The sequence below is a fragment of the Paraburkholderia flava genome (genome assembly GCF_004359985.1).
Taxonomy (GTDB): Bacteria; Pseudomonadota; Gammaproteobacteria; order Burkholderiales; family Burkholderiaceae; genus Paraburkholderia; species Paraburkholderia flava.
In genome coordinates this window covers 940,645-962,095 of sequence record NZ_SMRO01000001.1, presented here as the reverse complement: position 1 = coordinate 962,095, position 21,451 = coordinate 940,645, and the positions used below count along the sequence as shown (strand labels likewise).

Genomic DNA, 21,451 nt, shown 5'->3' with positions numbered 1-21,451 from the left:
ACGCGGCGACGGCTTTTAGGCGTTGCTCAAACGCTTAACGCTTGATCGACTGTTGCCATTGCTTGAGAAATTCGAGCCGCTTCGACTGGTCGAGATAGACCAGCAGACCCGCGCCGATCGGGATCGGTTTCAGCGAATCGCCGAGCTGCTTCGTGATGCCCGCCATCGACGTTTCGCCGTCGACGTCCGCGCGGATCGAGAACAGGTTCGACTGATTCGCGAGCAACGTCTGGCCGCGCCGCGACAGCAGATAGTCGACCCACAGCTTCGCCGCGTTCGGGTTCTCGGCTTTCTTCGAGATCGTCACGAGGCGGCTCACGACCTGCGTGTAGTCCTTCGGGTACACGTAGCCGATCGACGGGTCTTTCTTCGCCTTCGCGAACGCATACGAGCCGAGGATGTTGTAGCCAAGCAGGTTCTCGCCCGACGAGATGCGCTCCATCATCGCGCCGGTGCTCGACTGCAGTTTCGGCCCGGTCGCGCCGATCGCCTTCACCAGATCCCACGTGACCTGCGGATTCACGCGCGCATCCTGCGTCAGATAGTTGAAGCCGACGCCGGACTTCTCGATGTCGTAGGTCGTGACCTTGCCCTTGAAGCGCTCGCCTTGCGTCTGCAGCAAGCGGATCAGATCGGCGCGTGTTTGCGGGACGTCCGCGGCGGCCACCAGGCGCTTGTTGTAGACGATCGCAAGCGGCTCGTACGTGGTGCCGTACGCCTGCTTCTGGTACTGCGCCCACGCGGGCAGATTCTTCGTTTCCGGCGAGTCGTACGAGGCCATCAGGCTGTCGTTGACGAGTTTTACCTGCAGGTCCATCGCCGAACTCCACAACACGTCGGCGCTCGTGCTGCTCGCCGCGTTTTCGCTGATGAAGCGGTTGTACAGCTCGGTGCTGTTCATGTCGTGGTACTCGACCTTTACGCCGTACAGGCTTTCAAAGTCCTTGATGACCGGACGCACGACCGACGTATCGGTCGCCGAGTAAACGATCAGCTTGCCTTCCTTCTGGGCGGCGTCGACGATGCCCTGATAATTATTGGGATAGCCCGTAGGAAGCTGTACCGGTGAGGCATACGCGGAAATCGCGGTGAGCGACAAGGCGACGGCAAGGGACTTCGGGAAGGTCGGCACATCTGTCTCCAAAAAGGACGTTGTCGGTTTTGTGTAGGCAGATGGTAAGAGATGCATACTTTCTGAATGCTTTCAGTTTTTGGTCGAATTGAAGGGAAATGACTTTTTTTCGTTATGGATTTCCCTAGGGGGCGGTGATGGGTGTGCTGCTCGTCATGCGCGCACGCCGCATGACGACAGCGTCGATTGCGGGTTTCATCTGGATGGCAAACCGATTGCGTAAACGCCGCGCGAGCGCGCGGTGTTCGAAGTGCTGAACCTGTGCAACGATGGGCCGCGCGGCGGCTTGATCGTCAGCGTGTTCTTTCTGACTGCGAAGGAGGAGGCGAACTAAAGCTGAACGAAGCCGCGTCGCTGATCGCGATACCCACGCGTGCCGCCGCGTCGAGATAAAGCTGCGTCTGGTTGACGCGAGAGGCGATCTCGATGCCGTCGTTGCGCGCGTCGATCATTCCCCAGCGCGCGTATTGCGTAATGAACCACGCACCTTCGTCCGCACGCGGATAGTTGACGCGGCCGTTGTCGAAGAAGCGCATCGGCAAGCGGTTCGGGACGAGCGCGAGCGTATCGGCCGCATCGTTGCCGAGGCGCGCGGCGATCAACGCCGTTTCGATGCCGATGTATTCCGGCCGCGCGAGCCAGTCCGCGATTTCATGGCGGTGCCCGGCATCGTCGAGCCAGCGACACGCTTCGAGCATCGTCTGCACGAGCGCACGCGCGGTATTCGGGCAACGCTGCACAAAATCGCGCCGGCTTGCGAGCACCTTTTCCGGATGATCCGGCCAGATCTCGCTCGTGTACGCGATCGTGCGGCCGAGGCCGCGCGCTTCCGCGAGACTGTTCCACGGTTCGCCGACGCAGAAGCCGTCGAGCCGGTCCTCCGCGAGCGCCGCGACCATCTGCGGCGGCGGAATCGCGACACTGTCTACGTCGCGCAGCGGATGCACGTGCTGCTCCGCGAGCCAGTGATACAGCCACATCGCGTGCGTGCCGGTCGGGAAGGTCTGCGCGAACACGGCGTTGCGACCAAGCGAATCGAGCGCGCGCGGCAGCGAGCCGTGTGTGGCGAGCGCATCGGCGAGTCGGTTCGACAGCGTGATCGCCTGGCCGTTGCGGTTCAGCACCGTCAGCACGGCCATGTCCGTCTGCGGTCCACCGATACCCAGTTCGACGCCGTACACGAGCCCATACAACGCATGCGCCGCATCGAGATCGCCTGCGATCAGCTTGTCGCGCACGGCGGCCCACGATGGTTGCCGCTGCAGTTCCAGCGTGAGGCCGTGCGCGTGACCGAACTCGAGCAGCTTCGCCGCGACGAGCGGTGCCGCGTCGGACAGCGCGACGAAGCCGAGCCGCAGATGCGTCTTCTCGAGCCGGCCGGCGCCGGACGAGGGAGAAAGGGAGGAGAGTGGATTCATGGGCGGTACGTCGTTAGGGCGCCCCCGACGCGGCGACGAGTTGCCGCGCGACTTCGGCGAGCTTCATGCCTCGGTCCATCGCGAGCTTGCGCAGCGCCGCGTACGCGGCAGGTTCGGTCAGTTTCTGGCGATCCATCAGCAGACGTTTCGCGCGATCGATCACCTTGCGCTCCGCGAGTTCGCCTTCGGCCTCGGCCAGCCGCTTGCGCAGTTGTGCTTCCTGCGCGAAGCGCGCGAGCGCGACTTCGAGGATCGGCGCGAGCCGTTCGGTCGCGAGACCTTCGACGAGATAAGCAGTGACGCCCGCGCTCACCGCATCGCGAATCAATTGCTGGTTCGCGTCGTTGCTGAACATCAGCACCGGACGCGGCGCGGTTTCGTTCATCACCGCGAGCTGTTCGAGCGTGTCGCGCGACGGCGATTCGGTATCGATGATGATCACGTCTGGCCGCTCGCTTTCCACGGTGCGGTGCAGCGCCTGCGGAGTCGCGGTGCCGGCGAGCATGTCGTAGCCGAGCCGCGCGAGCGTGTCGCGCAGATCGCCAATCGGCTTGTCGGTATCGGTGACGAGAAGAACACGCAGCATCGAATGCGGAGCAGTGGGCGATAAGGTCAATGGGCGACGGCCGTGCTTTCGCAAAGCCGCCGGAGTTCGGGCACGCACGATCCGCAGACAGTACCGCAACCGAGCGTCGCCTTGAGACCGTCGACGTTCGCGCCGCGCATGATCGCCGCGACGATCTGCGTTTCGCCGACTTGCTTGCAACTGCAGACCGTGCGGTCGCGCTTGACGGTCTCGCCGCGTGCGGCAGAAAACACCGTGAAGCGCGGGCCGACCCACGGCGTGCGTTCGCGCAGATCGGCAAGCAGCGCATCGGCGGGTGCGCAGGCGGCGGCCTGGCCGGCGAACACGAAGCCGTCGATCGTGTTGTCGCGCCACACGACGCGTTTGTCAATACCGCGTCGCGCGTCGCGGTATTCGAGCGTGTCGTTGCCGGGCGCGAGATCGAGTGCTGCATAGACGCGTTCGAGCCAGCCTGCCGGTGCAGTGCGATCGGCGGCGCGCAGCACGATCACGTCGTCGGCTTCGATCGTCAGCGCGGCGTACGCGCATTCCGCGAGCAGCGGTTGCAGCGCAGACTGCATCGCGAGCGCTTCGCCGCGCCGCGCGGCGACTGCGCGCCACGGCAGATCGACCGCTTCGACGCGCACCGCCGAGTGCTTCAGTTCGGGTTGCGACGAGTGCGGATCGACGGCGCCGATCGTTGTTTCGTTGATGCCGCCGCTTGCGAGGAACTGTGCGCTCCAGTGCATCGGCGCGTACACGGTGCCCGATTGCAGATCGTCGGACAGTTGCAGCGGCAGGATCAGTTCGCCGCGGCGGCTCGCGACGCGCACGAGATCGCCGTCGCGCAAGCTGCGTCGCGTGGCGTCTGTGCGCGGCATTTCGAGCGCGGGGGCAGGCGCATGTGTGAACAGCTTCGCGATGCGGCCGGTGCGGCTCATTCCGTGCCATTGATCGCGCAGACGTCCGGTCAGCAGACGGAACGGATAGCGCGCATTGATCGCATCGGCGACCGGCTGATAGTGGACGGCGTGGAAACGCGCGCGGCCGTCGGCGGTGGCGAAGACGGCGTCGGTGTAGCGGCGCGCGAAGCCTTCTTTGCGTCCCGACGGAAACGGCCATTGCTGCGGACCGCGCGCTTCGAGCGTCGCATAGTCGAGACCGCCGATGTCCAGATCGCGACCCTTCGTCAGTTCGCGATGCTCGTCGAACACCGCTTCCGGCGACGCATGCGCGAACATGTCGGTCGGGCTGTCGAGGTAACGTTCGATCCGTTGCGCGACCTGCGCGGCGATCCACCAGTCGGGCCGTGCATCGCCGGCAGCAGGTACGGCGGCGCGCACGCGCGAGATGCGCCGCTCGGAGTTCGTCACGGTGCCGGACTTTTCGCCCCACGTCGCGGCGGGCAGCACGACGTCCGCGTACGGCATCGTGTCGGTCTGCATGAACGCTTCCTGGACGACGACGAACTCGGCGGTGTCGAGCGCTTCGCGTACGCGCGCGATGTCGGGCATCGAATGGACCGGGTTCGTGCATGCGATCCACACGGCCTTGACCTTGCCGCTGCGCAACGCGTCGAACAGCGCAACGGCCGGCAAGCCCGGACGATCCGATAGCGTACGGATGCCCGTCAGGCCCCACAGGTTTTCGACTTCGGCGCGATGCGCTGCGTTGCCGATGTCGCGATGCGCGGCGAGCATCGTCGCCATGCCGCCGACTTCACGCCCACCCATCGCGTTCGGCTGACCGGTCAATGAAAACGGACCCGCGCCAGGGCGGCCGATCTGCCGCGTCGCGAGGTGCAGGTTGATCAGCGCGAGGTTCTTGTCGGTGCCGTGGCTCGACTGGTTGAGACCCATGCAGTACAGCGACAGCGCGGCGTCGCTCGCGCCGAACCATTCGGCGGCCTGCATCAGATCGCGCTCGGCGATGCCGCACAGTTCCGCCGCGACGCGCGGCGTGAATTCGCGCACGAGCGATTTCAATGCATCGAAACCGGCCGTGTGCTCGTCGACGAACGCACGATCGACCCGTCCTTCCCAGATCAGGTGATGCAGCATGCCGTTGAACAGCGCGACGTCGGTGCCAGGCTGGATCGCGAGATGCAGATCGGCCATCGCGGCGGTATCGGTGCGGCGCGGATCGACGACGATCCAGCGGATGTCGGGGTTCGCGGCCTTCGCTTCTTCGAGTCGCCGGTACAGCACCGGATGCGCCCACGCCATGTTGCTGCCCGCGAACAGCATGGTCTGCGCGCGTTCGAGATCGTCGTAGCAGGTCGGCGGACCGTCGGCACCGAGCGCCATCTTGTACGCGGTGACCGCGCTCGACATGCAGAGTCGCGAGTTGGTGTCGATGTTGTTGGTGCCGATCAGGCCTTTCGCGAGCTTGTTGAAGACGTAATAGTCCTCGGTCAGTAACTGGCCGGACACGTAGAACGCGACCGCATCCGGACCATGCTGCTCGACGATCTGCGCGAACCGCCCGGCGACTGCATCGAGCGCGGTGTCCCACGAGACCGGCACGCGCGGTGCATCGCGATGCGTGCGCAGTTCCGGTTGCAGCGCGCGGCCCGTATCGCTCTGCGCGGTCGCGGCGAGCGTCAGTCCTTTGCTGCACAGCTTGCCGAAATTCGCCGGATGCTCGGGGTCGCCGCTCACGCCGGTGATACGCCCATGCTCCGCCTCGATCAGCACGCCGCAACCGACGCCGCAGTAGCAGCAGGTGGAACGGGTCACCGTCTTCATTGCATCTCCGTCGCGTGGGATCACGCAGGTCACGCGGTCACGTAGAAGCGAAGTGGACGAACACCGAGCCGTCCGCATCGACGCGCACCGGGAAGCGTCGCGCGCAGCCTTCGTCGGGTGCTTTCGCGGTGCCTGAGGCGAGGTCGATGTTCCATGCGTGCAGCGGGCAGGTCACGCTTTCGCCGTGCACGATGCCTTGCGACAACGCGCCGCCTTTGTGCGGGCAGTGGTCGAGCAGCGCGAACACCGTGTCCTTCGCGGTGCGGAACAGCGCGACGTTGCCGCTGTCGCGCTCCAGCACGCGGCTACCGAGCGGAGGAATGTCGTCGACGGTGCAGACGCGCGTCCACGACAGCGCAACCGGGGGAGGGGCAATTTCCATTTCAGCGGTTCTCATGCGACGACCTTCAGCGGAATGTATTCGCGTTTTTGCGTACCGGCGATGCGTGCTTCCCACGGATCGCGCAGCCCTTCGAGCGAGTACAGCAGGCGTTCGTACAGCGCCTTGCGGCTCGCCGCATCGGCGACCACTTTCTGCTTCACGTACTCGAGGCCGACACGCGCGATGTAATGCACGGAGCGGTCGAGGTAATACGCTTCCTCGCGATAAAGCTGCAGGAATGCGCCGGTGTATTCCTTGACCTCTTCGGCGGTTTTGACCTTGACGAGGAACTGCGCAACCTCGGTCTTGATGCCGCCGTTCCCGCCGACATACAGTTCCCAGCCGCTGTCCACCGCGATCACGCCGACGTCCTTGATGCCCGCCTCCGCGCAATTGCGCGGGCAGCCGGACACCGCGAGCTTCACCTTGTGCGGCGACCACATGTTCGCGAGCATCGTCTCCAGATCGATGCCCATCTGCGTGCTGTTCTGCGTGCCGAAGCGGCAGAACTCGCTACCCACGCAGGTCTTCACGGTACGGATCGATTTGCCGTACGCGTGACCCGACTTCATGCCGAGGTCCTTCCACACGTTCGGCAGGTCTTCCTTCTTCACGCCGAGCAGGTCGATACGCTGACCACCCGTCACCTTGACCATCGGCACGTGGTATTTGTCCGCGACGTCAGCGATGCGACGCAGTTCCGCTGCGGTCGTGACGCCGCCCTTCATCTGCGGAATCACCGAGAACGTGTTGTCCTTCTGGATATTCGCGTGCACGCGCTCGTTGACGAAGCGGCTTTGCGGATCGTCGACGGCTTCGCGCGGCCATGTGGACAGCAGGTAGTAGTTGATCGCCGGACGGCAGGTCGCGCAACCGTTCGGCGTGTGCCATTCGAGAAAATCGTAGACCGCGCGGTGCGTGAACAGCTTGTGCTCGCGGATCGCCTTGCGCACTTCGCCGTGATTGCGATCGGTGCAGCCGCAGATCGCTTTGGTCGTCGGCGTCTCCTGGAAACTGGAGCCGACCGTGCTCATCAGGATCTGTTCGACGAGGCCCGTGCACGAGCCGCACGAACTCGATGCCTTGGTGTGCTTCTTCACGTCGTCGAGCGTGAAGAGGCCTTTCTCGGTGATCGCCTTGACGATGGTGCCCTTGCACACGCCGTTACAGCCGCAGACCTCGTCGGTGTCGGCCATCGCGGCGGCGCGGCTCTGGCCTTGCACGCCCGCATCGCCGACGCTCGATTCGCCGAACATGATGTGATCGCGCAGCTCGCCGAGCTTGCGGCCTTCGCGCAGCAGCTTGAAGTACCACGCGCCGTCGGCGGTGTCGCCGTACAGGCACGCGCCGACCAGTTGATCGTCCTTGATGACGAGCTTCTTGTAGACGCCGCCCGCGGGATCGGACAGCACGATTTCCTCGGTGTTGTCGCCGCCGTTGAAGTCGCCGGCGGAGAAGAGGTCGATGCCGGTCACTTTCAGTTTGGTCGACAGCACGGAGCCCTTGTAGCTGCCGATGCCCATCAACGCGAGGTGGTTCGCGCAGACCTTGGCCTGCTCGAACAGCGGCGCGACGAGACCGTACGCGACGCCGCGATGGCTCACGCATTCGCCGACCGCGTAGATGCGCGGGTCGTAGGTTTGCAGCGCGTCGCTGACGACGATGCCGCGATTGCAGTACAGGCCCGCCGATTCGGCGAGCGCGGTGTTCGGGCGGATGCCGGCGGCCATCACGACGAGATCGGCGGGAATGCGCGTGCCGTCCTTGAACAGCACGCCGGAGACTGCGCCGGCTTCGTTGCCCTCGATCGCCGCAGTCTGCGTGCCGAGCATGAAGCTCAAGCCGCGTTCCTCTAGCGAGCGTTGCAGCAGCTTGCCCGCTGCGGCGTCGAGCTGGCGTTCGAGTAGCGTGTCCGCGAGGTGCACGACGGTGACGTCCATCCCGCGCAGCTTCAAACCGTTCGCCGCTTCGAGACCGAGCAGACCGCCGCCGATCACGACCGCGTGTTTCTGCACGGTGGCGGCATCGATCATCGACTGCGTGTCGTGGATGTCGCGATATGTGATCACGCCTTTGAGCGTGTTGCCGGGCACGGGCAGGATGAACGGCGTCGAGCCGGTCGCGATCAGCAGACGGTCGTACGGCGCTTCGGTGCCGTCGCTCGCGACGACAATGCGACGCACGCGGTCGATCCGCTCGACTGTCTTGCCGACGTGCAACCGGATGCCGTTTTCTTCGTACCACGCGAGCGGATTGAGGACGATGTCCGCGAAGCTCTGCTCGCCGGCAAGCACCGGCGACAGCAGGATGCGGTTGTAGTTCGGATGCGGTTCGGCACCGAAGACGGTGATGTCGTAGTGGCCGGGGGCGATCGCCAGCAGCTCTTCGAGCGTGCGGATGCCGGCCATGCCGTTGCCGATGACGACGAGTCGGGGAGAGTTCATGGATGATCCGTCGCTGGATCGCATGCCGCCTTGTGGGAGGACGGATGCGATGCACGTCGAACGTCATTGCCCGACTAAAGCAGCCGACCGCCGCAGTGCATTGCGCGATCAGGCCAGGTTCATGCGCTCCCGCGTCGTTGCAGGGCAGCACATGGCTCTAAGCAACGTGTGTGCCATCGATGTTTTCAGGGCGTGGAGCGGGTGTGGGAGCGTGATGCAGCGGATCGCGGCGGCGCATGACGCACCGCAGCAGTGCGACGCGCGAGGGGAGTGCACTGATGTGGCGCGGCGGCAGGGCGCCGCCGCGCGAGGGATGTCGTTAATGAGATGCCGTAGGTGCGCTGACACCGTCGATGTCAGGTGCCCAGCCTGACGGGTTCGAGAAGATCAGCGCATTCGTGCTGCCCGCCTTGAACGTGCCGGTGACCGCGAGCGTCGAGATCGTGTTCCATCCGCCGGTCGGCGGGAACGCGACGGTCACGGGCGTCGATCCGTTGAAGCTGATGTCCGCGGAACGCGGCGCCGAATCGCCGTTCGCGTAGCCGACCTGCACGGTGTAGGTGCCGTCGGCGGCGACCGTAATGCCGTTGATCGTCAGCGTGCCGCCGTTGCCGACGTAGCCCACGTCCTGACCACCCGAACACGCGCTGCACGACGAGATCCGTGCGCCGCCCGCGAGCACGCTGGTCGATGCTTCGGCTTCATACGCGGCTTTGAACGGCGGCAGACGCAGCGGCCCGGAGACCACGGCGAGCGACGCGATTTCCGGCGTCGGCGCGGTGCTGTCCGCACTCGACAGCGTCAGCGAGTTCTGGCCCGCCTGCAGCGCGACGTACACCGTGACGGTTGCGATGCTGCGGTCGCGGCCGGTCGGCGGGAACGCGACGGTGGTCGGTTCGCCGCCGTTCGTCACGAGTTGCGCGGTCAGCGTGTCGCGTGTGCGGTTTGCGTACGCGATCTCGACGAAGCCGCCGGCCGTCGTCGACGTCACGTTGCCGAACGTCACCGTGCCGAGGCCTCGAACGATCTTGCTGCCGCCCACGCATTCCGGGCAGCGCGTGTACGATGCGCCGCCGCCGAGCGATGTGGGTTGATAGGTCTTCGACGCGACGTCGGTTCCGCTCACCGTCAGCAGCACCACGCCACCCGCCGGGACCGTCGGCGACGTATAGGACGTCGCGAACGAACCGAGGTTCTTGCCGGCCCACACGTCGCGCACCGACGCACGCGTGTTCGGCGCGAGGCCGAGCTGCTGCCAGGTGACGGTCATCGGTGCGTCGGTTGCGCCATTGTTGAACAGCGCGACCGCGCGCTGGCCGCTTCCTGCAAGCAGCTTCGCCCACACCTGCTGCGCGCCGGACTGCGCGACCATCAGACCTTGTGTGCCGAGCGGGTCCTGGTTGATGGCGATGACTTCGGGGTTCGTCATCAGTTTCGTCGTGTCGTCGGCGATCGGTTTCGACAGATCGTCGCCGAGGATCAGCGGTGCACCGGCGATTGTCCACAGACTCATGTGCGCCTGGTCGTGAACCGCAGTCATGCCCATGCCGGCGACCATCATGTCGGGGTCGTTGTAGTAGCCGGTGTGCTGTCCTTCGGGATGGTAGTTGCCGAGGAAGTTGCCGACCACGCTGCCGAAGTTCGGCGCGCCGCTATTCGGCCCGTAGATGTCGCCCGTCGTTCTCCACATCCGGCCGACGCCTGCACCCCAGTCCCACGGTCCTTCGTTGTAGTCGGGATATGCGGGGTTGCTGCCGATGGTGCCCCAGTCGCAGATGCTGAACGTGATGCGCTGGCCGGTCTGCACGTAGGCCTTGTCGATCGCATCGGCAATGGCCATGTAGGCCTGCTGCGGATCGTAGCCGGCTACACGGCCGCCGCAGAAGTCGACCTTCACGAAGTCGAAGCCCCATTGCGCGAACTGCAGGAAGTCGTGATCGTAGTGCGCGAAGTCGCTGCCGACGAAGTGCGTGCCGTTGGTTCGCGTACCGCAGCCTTGCGGGCCTGCGTCGATGTAGATGCCCGCTTTCAGGCCCTTGCTGTGGATGTATTGCGCGATGGCCGCCATGCCGCCGGGCCATTGCGTGTTGTCGATGATGAAGTTGCCGTCGGCATCGCGTGTGCCGGAAGTCCACCAGCCTTCATCGGTATTCACGTACTGATACTTCGCGCCGGACTTGATCTTCGCGTTCAGCGCGACCATGCCGTCGGCCACCGCCTTGATCGTGTTGTAGTTCACGTTCTCCGCGAGGCTGTTCCATGACGACCAGCCCATCGGTGGCGGCACTACGGCGATCTGCCGGTAGGCGCGGCGATTCTGTTTCGCGTCGGCTTGTTGGTCGTTCGCAGCCGATGCTGCAGCATTCGCTTCGCTCTTGAGCGAAGCCACGCCGCTGCTGCCGGGCGCATCGCCGCCGCAACCCGATAAACCCAACGACACACTCACGGCCAGGCCGGTTATCAGCGCGACCGCACAGCGTTTGTACATGAGCAGGTTCATGTCTGTCTCCTCGTTGAACTTCTGGCTCTGCAGAAAAGCAAGACGAGTTTCGGAGGTGACTATATTCAGCACGACGACGGGATTCCAGATTTTTTTAGCGATCCCAGCAGATGGGAATGTTTACCGGAAATGAAATAAACGTTAAATCGATGAATTGCAATGGTTGGGATGCGTATCGATTCAATGTCATTCAAATGTCGCAATGGCGCGAATTCCGATATTGAGGTGTAAGGATTTTGATATTCATTTGAGGCTCAACGTGAGTTGAGTTTTATTGAGAATTGAGGTGCTGACGGGTAAACGGTGGGTATCTCTAAAACCCGCATGCTGTCTCGCTCTCGGGCGCACGTCCATACAAACCCTGATTGATATAGTGGGATGCAGTGAGTAAGTTGAAGGCGATTAAGTGGAAGCGCTTCCATTTCGTGCGATGCAGCAATTCTTGTATGGATGGGTGTGATACGAAAGGGGTGCTAAATCGAGATGAAAGTGAAAGTAGACTGCTCACTTACCAGCTATTTCTATTTTCATTATTTGCGAATTTGACTTTGTCGATTGAAGTCGTCGTATTGGAATAGACCTGCGCGTCGATAATCGCAATCCAGGGATTCAGGTATCCGGACTTTCGCCCGCAGCAAGGGCTCACGCAGTGAACCAGGCATGAACAACCGAGGAATGACATGACATCGCGCTATCCATTATGCATAGGGATGCTAATCGTTTCGGGCATGGTTGCCGGCTGTGGCGGCGACTCGGGAGGAAGCGGGTCGTCCGCGCAGTTTTCGGCGAATGCGCAAGCTGCGGCGGTTGCAGCAGCGGCTTCGTCAGCATCGGGCGCTGAGGATTTCAACGGCAAGTCCGTGAAGACAGCGGTGTCGTCGCTGTTCGCGAACCTGCGTGCCAGCGCGTTGCTCGCAATGCTCACGCAGAGCGAGAAGCTGCAGATGATTCACTCGCAGTATCAGATGAGCGACGTGCCGCTCGGCGGGGCCGGGTATATCCAGGGCGTGCCGCGCCTCGGCATTCCCGATCTGAACATGGTCGACTCGTCGACGGGCGGCGGCAGCACGTCGCAACCCAGCACGACGTTCCCTGCAACGATCGCGATCGCCGCGAGCTGGGACAGAAAACTCTCGTACGACTATGGCGCGCAGATTGCGACGCAGATCCGCGCGCAGGGCTTTTCGATGGGCCTTGGCGGCGGCACGAATCTCGCGCGCGAACCACGCGGCGGACGTCTGTTCGAGTATCTCGGCGAAGATCCGCTGCTCGCAGGCGAAATGCTCGCCGAGCGCACCAACGGCACGCAGAGCCGCAAGGTCATCGCGACGATCAAGCATTTCGACGGTAACGAGCAGGAAACCGGCCGCAGCGGCGGCAACACGCAGATCGACGAACGCACGCTGCGCGAACTCTATCTGCGGCCGTTCGAGATCGCGGTGAAAGAGGCCGATCCCGGCAGCGTGATGTGCAGCTACAACAAGCTGAACGGTTTCTACGCGTGCGAGAACCAGCATCTGCTCAACGACGTGTTGAAGAACGACTGGCATTTCAAGGGGCAGGTGCAATCCGACTGGGGCGCGGCGCATAGCACCGCGAACTCGATCAATGCGGGTCTCGACGAGGAAGAGGACGTCGGCCCGACCGTCTTCCTGACGCCGACACTCGTCACGCAGGCGCTGCAAAGCCACACGATCACGCAGGCGCGTCTCGACGACATGGTGCGCCGCAAGCTCTACACGATGATCCGTATCGGCGTGATGGACGATCCTGCGAAACCCAGCACCGTGAATTTCGACGAGGCGAACGCGTTTGCGCAGCACGCCGAGGAACGCAGCATCGTGCTGCTGAAAAACAGCCAGAACCAGCTGCCGCTCGTCGCCGCGAATCTGAAGAGCGTCGCGGTGATCGGCGGGCATGCGGATGCGGGGCTGCTCGCGGGCGGCGGGTCCGGCAATACGCGCGACCCGGTGAACGGCTCGTTTGCCGGCTGCGGCGGGTTGACGTTCCCGTCGGGCCCCGGCTGCCACTGGTGGAGCAACCCGTGGCTGAAAGCGAACACGACGATCGTGCAAGCGATCCAGCAACTTGCGCCGGCCGCGCAGGTGACGTTCGCGGGGAACAGCGACCAGAACAATCCGTTCGTCGCGTACACGCAGCAGCAGATCGACGCGGCGGTCGCACTCGCGAGCAAGTCGGACGTCGCGATCGTCGTCGTCGCGCAGCCAGCCGGCGAGGATTTTGCCGATCTCGTCAGCCTGAATCTCGCGAATCCGTCGAACCAGAACGACCTGGTGAACGCGGTGGCCGCAGTCAACCCGCACACGATCGTCGTCGTCGAGAACGGTAACCCGGTGCTGATGCCGTGGCTCGACAATGTGTCCGCTGTCGTCGATGCGTGGTACCCGGGGCAGGCCGGCGCACCGGCGATCGCGAACGTGCTGTTCGGCAAGGTCAATCCATCGGGCCGGTTGCCGGTGACGTTCCCGGTCCGCGACCAGGACACGCCGACGTGGGGGCAAAACGGCACCTTCGTGACGAGTCCGGTGTACGGCGAAAAGTTGGAGATGGGTTATCGCTGGTACGACAGCCAGAACATCAAGCCGCTGTTCGAATTCGGCTACGGTCTGTCGTACACGCACTTCACGTATTCGCGTCTGTCGGTGCGCAATACGCCGTGGCATGACCTGATCGTCACCTTCACGGTGAAGAACGACGGGCAGGTGGCGGGTACCGACGTGCCGCAGGTGTACCTCGGCATCAAGGACCCGAACGAACCACCGAAGCGTCTCGCGGGGTGGAGCCGGTTGACGCTGCAGCCGGGCGAGTCGCGTACCGTCAGCGTGGTTGTATCGCCGGACGATCAGAGCATCTGGGACGTCACGCACAACCGGTGGAAGTATGTGCGCGGTAGCTCGGTGTATGTCGGTGCGTCGTCGCGCGATATACGGTTGTCGAAGAGCTAGGCGTCGAAGTGGTTATGTGCGGCACCTGAGGCGGTTTGCGTTGACCTCAGGTGCCGTGCGTCATTGGGGCAGACCGCCATGCTACGCAGCAAGCGCCCGCAATCTGTCGATCAACACATCGATTTCAGCGTCAGTAGTGAGGTAGCTCACCGATGCGCGCGCGACCTTGACGAGTCCTCGCGCGTTCATGTCGAGCGGCGTGTAGCCGATGCCGTTGCTGCTGATCGACACACCCTGCGCAGCGAGGCTTTGTTGTACCGACGCCGGATCGTGTCCCGCGACGTCGAACGATACAAGTCCGGATCGCTCCAGTCCCTGATCCAGTACCGTGACGTTCGGAATCGCCGCGAGCTGCACGCGCAGCGTTTGCGCGACGTGATCGATCTGCGCGCGGATCGTGTCGATGCCGACGTCGAGCGCTTCGTGCAATGCATTCGCAAGACCGCAGCGCAATGCCATCGATGCCTCCGACGATTCGAGGCGTGATGCGTCGTTACGCAACACAGGCTCGCCGTCGATACCGAGCGGCGCGGACCATGTGTCGCAGAACGCAGGCGTCAACTGCTGCAGGAACGCGTCGCGCACATAGAGCAACCCTGTGCCGCGCGGTCCGCGCAGCGCCTTGCGGCCGACACCGGCCAGCACATCGCAGCCTGTCTTGACCACGTCGATGGGCAACTGGCCGATCGCCTGCGCGGCATCGATGAAGTAGGGGATGTTATGACGTCGCGCGATCTGCCCGATCGCTGCGGCGGGATTGATGAGGCCGCCGTTAGCCGGCATCCATGTCAATGCGATCAGGCGGACGCGTTCGTCGAGCAGCGTTTCGAGCGCGCGCGGATCGACCGCGCCGGTGTCGTCCGACGGAATGGTTTCGATCGATGCGCCCGCGCGTTGTGCGGTCAGTCGCATCGTCGCGAGATTGCCGCCCCATTCATGGCGCGCGACCAGGATGCGGTCACCCGGTCGCCAGGGGCCGAGTGCCGCGAAGGCCGCGCCCCATCCCGACGAATTGCCGGTGGTCAATGCGATCTCGCTGGGTTGCGCGTTGAGCAGCCGGGCGGCAAGCGTGCGGGCCTCTCCGGTCTGTTCGCGTGCAGCGACGCCGGCCTCCATCTGTCCCGACGCCGCTTCGCGCAGGAGATGCGCGTGAATCGCGTCGATCGTCGCGGACGACGGCAGCGACGCGCCTGCATGGTTGAAATGAACGGTGCTGTGCGTGCCCGGCGTGCGGGCGCGCAACGCGTTCACGGCAGCGGGAGTGAGCGGAGCGGGCATCGTGGTCCTGGTCAGGCGGGTTGGCTTATTGCGTTATTGCGGCTTGAGCGAAACGATAGCATCGACTTCGACAGCGACGCCCGAAGGCAGCGACGCGACACCGACCGCCGCGCGCGCATGCCGGCCCGCATCGCCGAATACCTGCACCATCAAATCCGATGCGCCGTTCGCAATCGCGCTTTGCCGGTCGAACTCGGGTGTGCTCGCGACGAATACGCCGACGCGCATCACGCGACCGACGCGATCCAACCGGTCGCCAGTGGCCGCCGCGATCTGCGACAGCACGCCGAGTGCCGCGAGACGCGCGGCTGCGACGCCGTCGTCGTCGGAGATCGTGTCGCCGAGTCGACCAACGTAAGCGGCTTTGCCGCCCTCGCGTGAAATCTGTCCGGAGATGAACAGCAGGTTGCCGTCCTGCACGAACGGCACATAGTTCGCTGCGGGAGCGGATGCGGGTTCGAGCGTGAAGCCAAGCTCGGCGACGCGAGCGGAAATCGAATGTGGCATGACGTAGGCGCTAAAAGAGTGAAGACTGGTTCATCGTAGGGAATCGGCAATCCGCTGACCAATCAATTTTCACCGCGCATGCGTGAGCTGGATTCATGCGTATCGACGAGCCAGTCGCGGAACGCGCGCGCCGCGTCGCCGAGCTTGCCGCGCGGAGTCACGAGCCACCATCCGATGCGCGGGTCGTCCAGCGTCGTGCCGGGCAATGCCTCCACCAGCGCACCGCTCGCCAGTTGCGGCCGGATCAGGCTGTGACGGCCCATCGCGATGCCCTGTCCCGCGAGTGCCGCTTCGACGACGATGTTGTAGTCGTGCAGGCGCACGGTCTGCGCGGCACTCAGATCCGCGTCGAAGCGACGGCACCACGCGTCCCACTCGAATGGCTGCCCTGCATGCGACACCAGCATCGGGTAGCGCGTCAGATCCTGCGGTACCCGCGGCGGATTCGAACCCGCGATCAACGCGGGCGCGCACACCACCGACAACCTCTCTGAGATCAACTGCTGCGCACGTATGCCTGGCCATGCGCCGCGACCGTAACGGATCGAGACGTCGACTTCGCCGGCAGCCACATCCGCAAGCGCGATGTCGGGCCGCAGCTGCAGATCGATGTCCGGATGCGCGAGCGAGAAAGCCGGCAGGCGCGGCGCAAGCCAGCGCGTCGCGAACGACGCGAGGAGTCCGACGGTCAGTGTCGTCCGGGCAGTGTCCGTCGACACGCGCATCGCTTCGGTGCCGTTGCGCAGCAGTTCGAACGCCGCGTGGACCTGCTCGTAATAGCACTGGCCCGCCGACGTCAGCGCGACCGCGCGCGTGAGCCGCTCGAACAGCGCGACGCCGAGATCGTTTTCCAGCTTCTGGATGTGATGACTGACCGCGCTTTGCGTCACGAACAGTTCCTGCGCCGCCAGGCTGAAGCTGAGATGCCTTGCGGCTGCTTCGAAAGCACGCAAAGACGCGAGCGGCGGCAACGGACGTCGGGAACGCATCGGACTCGAACGGAGGGGTGAGTAGTGCGACATGCTACGTCAGATCAGCGTGGCTTGAGGAATTGCACTGCGGTTGACTTCAATAGGCGACTATGTTTTTATATAGCTGCCTATGTTTATTCGAGTATGGACAGACACCGATGAATGAGATGAAAACCACGCGGCACGTTGCGATCGTCGGTGGAGGGCCGGGTGGTCTGACGCTGGCTCGTCTTCTTGTGATGCACGGCATCGACGTAGCGGTGTTCGAGCGCGACACGCATTCTCTCGAGCGGCCGCAAGGCGGAACGCTGGATCTTCACGAAGACTCGGGCATCGCGGCGCTGGAACGCGCGGGTCTTCAACGGGCGTTCCGCGAGATTGCCCGTTATGAGGACCAGGGCACGCGCATGCTCGACAAGACGGGGCACGTGCTGTTCGAGCAGGCGGATGCGGCAGCGGGCAATCGACCGGAAGTCGACCGTACCGCGCTGCGCGAGATATTGCTGGCGTCGCTGCCTGCCGAAACCGTTCGCTGGGGCAGTGCGGTGCGCGACGTATCGGCCGCGAGCGATGGCCGCTGGTGCGTGACCACCGATTCCGGCATCGAAGGTCCGTTCGATCTCGTGGTCGGTGCGGACGGTGCATGGTCGCGCGTGCGTCCGTTGTTGTCGCCGTACAAGCCACAGTACAGCGGCCTTGTCTTCATCGAATTCGGTATCGACGATATCGATGCGCAGCATCCGGCGCTGTCGCGCATGGTCGGGCGCGGCAAGATGAGCGTGGAAGCCGATGGAAAATGCATCATCGCGCAGCGCAACGACCATGCGCACGTGCGCGTCTATGCGATTTTTCGTGTCCCCGTCGACTGGGCCGCGAAGCGCTTCGATTTCGCGGCGCCGGTTGCGGTTCGCGAAGCACTGATCCGCGAATTTGACGGCTTCGACGACGCGATTCTCGATCTCTTCCGTGCGGGCAACGACGCTTTCGCTGTGCGACCGATTCATGCGTTGCCCGTGGGTCACTGCTGGGCGCATCGGCCGGGGCTCACGTTGCTCGGCGATGCCGCACACGTGATGTCGCCGTTCGGCGGCGACGGCGTGAACAACGCGATGTTCGATGCCGCCGAACTCGCGCGCTTGCTTGTCGCAAGCGATCGCTGGACGGACGCCGTGCAAACGTACGAGATGCAGATGTTCGCGCGGGTTGTCGAATCGGCGGAGGGCGCCGCGGAAGGCGCGGCCACGTTCCTGTCGCATGACGGCGCAGCGTTGACGCTTGCGCTGTATCGGAGCCATGAAGCCGAGGTGACGTCGGCGTCTGCGTCGGCATAATCCGCCGCATTCGCCCGATACAATAGGCGCCTATGCAATAACGACAGGCTCGCTCACCACCCGCCCGCGAACTCATGGCTAAAAAAGATCTCCCCCTCAATCCGATGCCGCTGATCGGGCTGATCAATCGCGGGTTCACGCGTATTTTCGACAAGCGTCTGCGCGAACTGGGCTTTGCCGTCGCGCACACGCCTGTGCTGAACGCGCTCAAAGGCGGCCGGGCCCTGCCTCAATCGGAGCTGGCCCGGCTCGCACGCGTCGAGCAGCCGACGATGGCGCAACTGCTGAGCCGGATGGAACGCGACGGCATCATCGATCGCGTGCCGGCTCCGGACGATAAGCGCAGCCGGCTCATTTCGCTGACACCCGACGCGGCAAAGCGGTTGTCGCGTGCCCGCGCGGTCCTGATGGCGGGCAGTTCGGCGGCGCTGGAGGGGTTGAGCACGGACGAGATCGCGCAACTGGCGGAGATGCTGCAGAAGATCAGCGCGAACCTGGACAGGATTGCACAGGAAGAGGACGAACAGGGCTCGTAGCGTTCCCTCGCATCCCCGGACGATCGAACGGGCCGATCAAACTCCCCCAACACTTCGCATCCCACGCCGTAATTTCGTACTGCACGCTACCCACCCGAAGCGCACGTCATACATTCAGGCTACTGTCGCTTCCGATGAAACTCATCCCCCAGCCAGATGGCGTCCGGATGCATCGGGACGCAGGAAAGGGAGCGCAAGGCAGATAGCGCAAAGCGGAGCACATCGACATCTTCTATTGCAGGCGAGGGCGATCATGTCAGGCATCACGCTTCAAGGCGGCTACGGCGTCACGCCGTACGATCCGGGGACGAGTCCCGCAGGCGGCATCAACGCGCAGCAGATCGCGCAGATCATTCAGGAATTGCTCGCGATGCTGCAGAACGCAATGCCTGGCCAGAACAACGACGATCTTTCGTCGCCGCCGGTCGGTGGAGCGTCGGGCTCCGGTGCGCCCAGTTTTCCGCAGGCTGCTTTCAATGCAGCGCCTCCGCCGGCCAATACGATGCCGCAGGTCGCGTCGGTCAATCCGCCGAGCGGCGCACCATCAGGTGCACCGGGTGCGCCAACCGGGGCTCCCGGCGCAACAGGTCTGTCGAACAACGCAGGCGGCGTTGCGCAGGCGGCCGCGATCAGCGGCGTCAATCCCGCGTCGACGCAGACGGTCAACACCGGCACCGGCAGCGACAAGACCTTCAACGTCACCAACGATACGAATCGCACCGAGTCGTTCACGTACTCCGTGCAGGGCGCGAACAAGGCGACCATCACGCTCGCGCCGGGCCAGACCGGCGCGTTCACCGCGGGCTCGGGCGATATCGGCGTGCGGATCTCGCCGTCCGATGCGAGCGGCAACACGCATCCGAACGAGGTGCTGTACGAGGACGGCGGTGCCGACAACGGCCAGGCCAGCGGCGCCGGCAACCCCGACATCAGCAAGGTCGACGGCAACAAGGATTTCGGCGGCAATGCCGAGAACATGACGGTCACGCTGTCCGACGGCCGCACGGCGGGCGACGGCGACGCGATCCGCGCGTACATGAACCCGACCGACGACGCGGCCGCGATGGGCCTCGCCGGCGACGCGAGCAAGACCGCGAACATCGTGCTGTCCGACGCCGCGTAAAGCCGCTCGCTCTTACACTCTCCCCGAAAAGCGGCGTACCGGTTCCCGGTCGCCGCGTCTACAATGCGCTGAATCGCAGCCGCAGACCCACGCCCGCCTGATGCGTTGCGAGGTACACAGAACCCAGCGAAACCGTCCGGGAATAAAACCGGCACACGGGCAGTCTGCTCAGTGTCGGTCACGGATCGCGGTTACTTCAGGGATATCAATATGGCCGATCCATTTATCGCAAAGCGATTCGAAGCACTCGTTTTGCCGCATATGAATTCGGCCTTCAATGTTGCTCGATGGCTGACGCATAACGATCAGGACGCCCAGGACGTGGTCCAGGAGGCGTATCTGCGCGCGTTCCGCTTTTTCGGCGGATTTCGCGGCGACGACGCACGTGCATGGCTGCTGAGCATCGTGCGCAATACGTTTTACACGTGGTATCAGCAGAACCGAGGCCATGCGCCGGACACGCAGGAGTTCGAGGAAGACCTGCACAGCCTCGAGACCGCGGACACCGCGCGCGACGACAGTCCCGAAGCGACGCTGATCCGCAGCCAGAGCCGCAAGCGGGTGCACGTCGCGTTGCGCGGTCTGCGGCTGGAGTATCGGGAGGTGATCGTGCTACGGGAGCTCGAGGAATTGTCGTACAAGGAAATCGCCGCCATCGTGGGCATCCCGATGGGCACGGTGATGTCGCGCCTCGGGCGTGGCCGCCAGCAGCTCGCCGTGCTGCTCGCACCGACGGATCAGGAGGCGTGATGGATCACGAACAGGCATTCGAGCTGTTGCCCGGCTATCTCGACCAGGAGTTGAGCCTGTCGGAGTCGCTCGAATTCGAGCGCCATCTCGCGGATTGCGAACTGTGTCAGCAGGCGTACGCGCAGCATCAGCAGGTCAGCGCGAAACTGAGGCAGGCGGATCTGCGTGTCGATGCGCCCGCCGATCTTGCGCGTCGGATCAGGGCGGCGCTGCCCCGGCAGAAGTCGTGGTGGCAACGGCTGATCGAGCGTTTCGAATGGCGTAGCGGTGGCGGCTCGTGGAACTGGGCGCCGGTCGGCGCGATGGCGATGAGCTTCGTCGCGTTGACGTGGAGCGTCGGGTTGTACCTGTCGGTGCCGTCGGGCGAAACGCGGCTCACCGACGAACTCGTCAACAGCCATATCCGCTCGCTGCAGTTCGATCACCTGTCGGACGTGATCTCGACCGACAAGCACACGGTCAAGCCGTGGTTCGACGGCAAGCTCGACTATGCGCCGCCGGTCGTCGATCTTGCGCAGCAGGGCTATCCGTTGATCGGCGGGCGGCTCGACTATCTCGACGGACGACCGGTCGCGGTGATGGTCTACCGCTACAAGCTGCATCCGATCAATCTGTATGTGTGGCCCGGCCACGATGGCGGCCCGACGCCGAGCATCGGCGAAAAGCAGGGTTATCACCTCGCGCACTGGAGCGCGGGCGGCATGAACTACTGGGCGATCACCGATGCCGGCGACACCGAGTTGAACGGCTTCATCGCCGATCTGCGCGCGCATCCGGCTTCCTGATTGCCGGCTGTTCGCG

16 protein-coding genes are annotated in these 21,451 nt (G+C 64.0%); 6 read left to right on the top strand and 10 right to left on the bottom strand.

Features of this window, described 5'->3' with window-relative positions; all coding sequences use genetic code 11:
* Window positions 1-34 precede the first annotated feature (34 nt).
* From E1748_RS04235 to E1748_RS04205, 7 genes are all read right to left on the bottom strand, one after another.
* Window positions 35-1,132, bottom strand: coding sequence for an ABC transporter substrate-binding protein (locus E1748_RS04235; protein ID WP_133645884.1), 1,098 nt, complete (start codon window positions 1,130-1,132; stop codon window positions 35-37).
* Window positions 1,133-1,425: 293 nt separating this feature from the next.
* Entirely contained in the window at window positions 1,426-2,550 is a 1,125-nt protein-coding gene (locus tag E1748_RS04230) for a CmpA/NrtA family ABC transporter substrate-binding protein (protein WP_133645883.1), read from the bottom strand.
* A 13-nt stretch (window positions 2,551-2,563) separates the two neighbouring features.
* Window positions 2,564-3,136: an ANTAR domain-containing response regulator gene (locus tag E1748_RS04225; protein WP_133645882.1), complete on the bottom strand. Its 573-nt coding sequence runs from the start codon at window positions 3,134-3,136 to the stop codon at window positions 2,564-2,566.
* Between the two features lie 26 nt (window positions 3,137-3,162).
* Complete coding sequence (locus tag E1748_RS04220; protein ID WP_133645881.1) at window positions 3,163-5,862, bottom strand: nitrate reductase; 2,700 nt, start codon at window positions 5,860-5,862, stop codon at window positions 3,163-3,165.
* A gap of 37 nt (window positions 5,863-5,899) precedes the next feature.
* Window positions 5,900-6,259 (bottom strand): nitrite reductase small subunit NirD, encoded by a 360-nt coding sequence (nirD, locus tag E1748_RS04215; protein ID WP_205965191.1) that lies wholly within the window; start codon window positions 6,257-6,259, stop codon window positions 5,900-5,902.
* Window positions 6,256-8,688 carry a nitrite reductase large subunit NirB gene (gene nirB / locus E1748_RS04210; RefSeq protein WP_133645880.1) on the bottom strand — a complete coding sequence of 811 codons (2,433 nt, stop codon included), beginning with the start codon at window positions 8,686-8,688 and terminating at the stop codon, window positions 6,256-6,258. The genes nirD and nirB overlap by 4 nt, the downstream gene beginning before the upstream one ends.
* A gap of 319 nt (window positions 8,689-9,007) precedes the next feature.
* Window positions 9,008-11,188, bottom strand: a complete 2,181-nt coding sequence (locus E1748_RS04205) for an alpha-galactosidase D (RefSeq protein ID WP_240766310.1) — start codon at window positions 11,186-11,188, stop codon at window positions 9,008-9,010.
* Between the two features lie 710 nt (window positions 11,189-11,898).
* On the opposite strand from E1748_RS04205, the gene E1748_RS04200 reads away from it, so the two are divergent.
* Complete coding sequence (locus E1748_RS04200; protein ID WP_240766308.1) at window positions 11,899-14,154, top strand: beta-glucosidase; 2,256 nt, start codon at window positions 11,899-11,901, stop codon at window positions 14,152-14,154.
* Between the two features lie 81 nt (window positions 14,155-14,235).
* On the opposite strand, the gene E1748_RS04195 is transcribed toward E1748_RS04200, so the two are convergent.
* The 3 genes from E1748_RS04195 to gcvA all read right to left on the bottom strand — a co-directional run bounded on the left by E1748_RS04195 (window position 14,236) and on the right by gcvA (window position 16,928).
* The gene (locus tag E1748_RS04195) at window positions 14,236-15,432 is read right to left on the bottom strand and encodes an aminotransferase class V-fold PLP-dependent enzyme (protein ID WP_133645879.1); all 1,197 of its coding nucleotides are present in this window, start codon (window positions 15,430-15,432) and stop codon (window positions 14,236-14,238) included.
* A gap of 33 nt (window positions 15,433-15,465) precedes the next feature.
* The gene (locus E1748_RS04190; protein WP_133645878.1) at window positions 15,466-15,939 is read right to left on the bottom strand and encodes a RidA family protein; all 474 of its coding nucleotides are present in this window, start codon (window positions 15,937-15,939) and stop codon (window positions 15,466-15,468) included.
* A gap of 62 nt (window positions 15,940-16,001) precedes the next feature.
* Window positions 16,002-16,928 (bottom strand): transcriptional regulator GcvA, encoded by a 927-nt coding sequence (gene gcvA, locus E1748_RS04185; RefSeq protein ID WP_133645877.1) that lies wholly within the window; start codon window positions 16,926-16,928, stop codon window positions 16,002-16,004.
* A 140-nt stretch (window positions 16,929-17,068) separates the two neighbouring features.
* On the opposite strand from gcvA, the gene E1748_RS04180 reads away from it, so the two are divergent.
* The 5 genes from E1748_RS04180 (at window position 17,069) to E1748_RS04160 (ending at window position 21,435) form a co-directional block, all read left to right on the top strand.
* On the top strand, window positions 17,069-18,241 hold the full coding sequence (locus tag E1748_RS04180; protein ID WP_240766306.1) for an FAD-dependent oxidoreductase: 1,173 nt from the start codon (window positions 17,069-17,071) through the stop codon (window positions 18,239-18,241).
* 74 nt (window positions 18,242-18,315) lie between these two features.
* Window positions 18,316-18,777: a MarR family winged helix-turn-helix transcriptional regulator gene (locus E1748_RS04175; RefSeq protein ID WP_166653498.1), complete on the top strand. Its 462-nt coding sequence runs from the start codon at window positions 18,316-18,318 to the stop codon at window positions 18,775-18,777.
* 253 nt (window positions 18,778-19,030) lie between these two features.
* Window positions 19,031-19,900, top strand: coding sequence for a hypothetical protein (locus E1748_RS04170; protein ID WP_133645876.1), 870 nt, complete (start codon window positions 19,031-19,033; stop codon window positions 19,898-19,900).
* Between the two features lie 210 nt (window positions 19,901-20,110).
* A complete protein-coding gene (locus E1748_RS04165) occupies window positions 20,111-20,650 on the top strand; it encodes a sigma-70 family RNA polymerase sigma factor (protein WP_133645875.1) in 540 nt (179 codons plus the stop codon).
* Window positions 20,650-21,435 (top strand): anti-sigma factor family protein, encoded by a 786-nt coding sequence (locus tag E1748_RS04160; RefSeq protein ID WP_133645874.1) that lies wholly within the window; start codon window positions 20,650-20,652, stop codon window positions 21,433-21,435. Before E1748_RS04165 ends, E1748_RS04160 begins: the two co-directional genes overlap by 1 nt.
* The last annotated feature ends 16 nt before the right edge of the window (window positions 21,436-21,451 follow it).

Excerpts from the sequence above, each read along its gene's own strand:
- E1748_RS04230 (WP_133645883.1), bottom strand. The coding sequence starts at position 2,550 with ATGAATCCACTCTCCTCCCTTTCTCCCTCGTCCGGCGCCGGCCGGCTC.
- E1748_RS04225 (WP_133645882.1), bottom strand. The coding sequence starts at position 3,136 with ATGCTGCGTGTTCTTCTCGTCACCGATACCGACAAGCCGATTGGCGAT.
- E1748_RS04220 (WP_133645881.1), bottom strand. The coding sequence starts at position 5,862 with ATGAAGACGGTGACCCGTTCCACCTGCTGCTACTGCGGCGTCGGTTGC.
- nirD (WP_205965191.1), bottom strand. The coding sequence starts at position 6,259 with ATGAGAACCGCTGAAATGGAAATTGCCCCTCCCCCGGTTGCGCTGTCG.
- nirB (WP_133645880.1), bottom strand. The coding sequence starts at position 8,688 with ATGAACTCTCCCCGACTCGTCGTCATCGGCAACGGCATGGCCGGCATC.
- E1748_RS04205 (WP_240766310.1), bottom strand. The coding sequence starts at position 11,188 with ATGAACCTGCTCATGTACAAACGCTGTGCGGTCGCGCTGATAACCGGC.
- E1748_RS04200 (WP_240766308.1), top strand. The coding sequence starts at position 11,899 with ATGCTAATCGTTTCGGGCATGGTTGCCGGCTGTGGCGGCGACTCGGGA.
- E1748_RS04195 (WP_133645879.1), bottom strand. The coding sequence starts at position 15,432 with ATGCCCGCTCCGCTCACTCCCGCTGCCGTGAACGCGTTGCGCGCCCGC.
- E1748_RS04190 (WP_133645878.1), bottom strand. The coding sequence starts at position 15,939 with ATGCCACATTCGATTTCCGCTCGCGTCGCCGAGCTTGGCTTCACGCTC.
- gcvA (WP_133645877.1), bottom strand. The coding sequence starts at position 16,928 with ATGCGTTCCCGACGTCCGTTGCCGCCGCTCGCGTCTTTGCGTGCTTTC.
- E1748_RS04180 (WP_240766306.1), top strand. The coding sequence starts at position 17,069 with ATGAATGAGATGAAAACCACGCGGCACGTTGCGATCGTCGGTGGAGGG.
- E1748_RS04175 (WP_166653498.1), top strand. The coding sequence starts at position 18,316 with ATGGCTAAAAAAGATCTCCCCCTCAATCCGATGCCGCTGATCGGGCTG.
- E1748_RS04170 (WP_133645876.1), top strand. The coding sequence starts at position 19,031 with ATGTCAGGCATCACGCTTCAAGGCGGCTACGGCGTCACGCCGTACGAT.
- E1748_RS04165 (WP_133645875.1), top strand. The coding sequence starts at position 20,111 with ATGGCCGATCCATTTATCGCAAAGCGATTCGAAGCACTCGTTTTGCCG.
- E1748_RS04160 (WP_133645874.1), top strand. The coding sequence starts at position 20,650 with ATGGATCACGAACAGGCATTCGAGCTGTTGCCCGGCTATCTCGACCAG.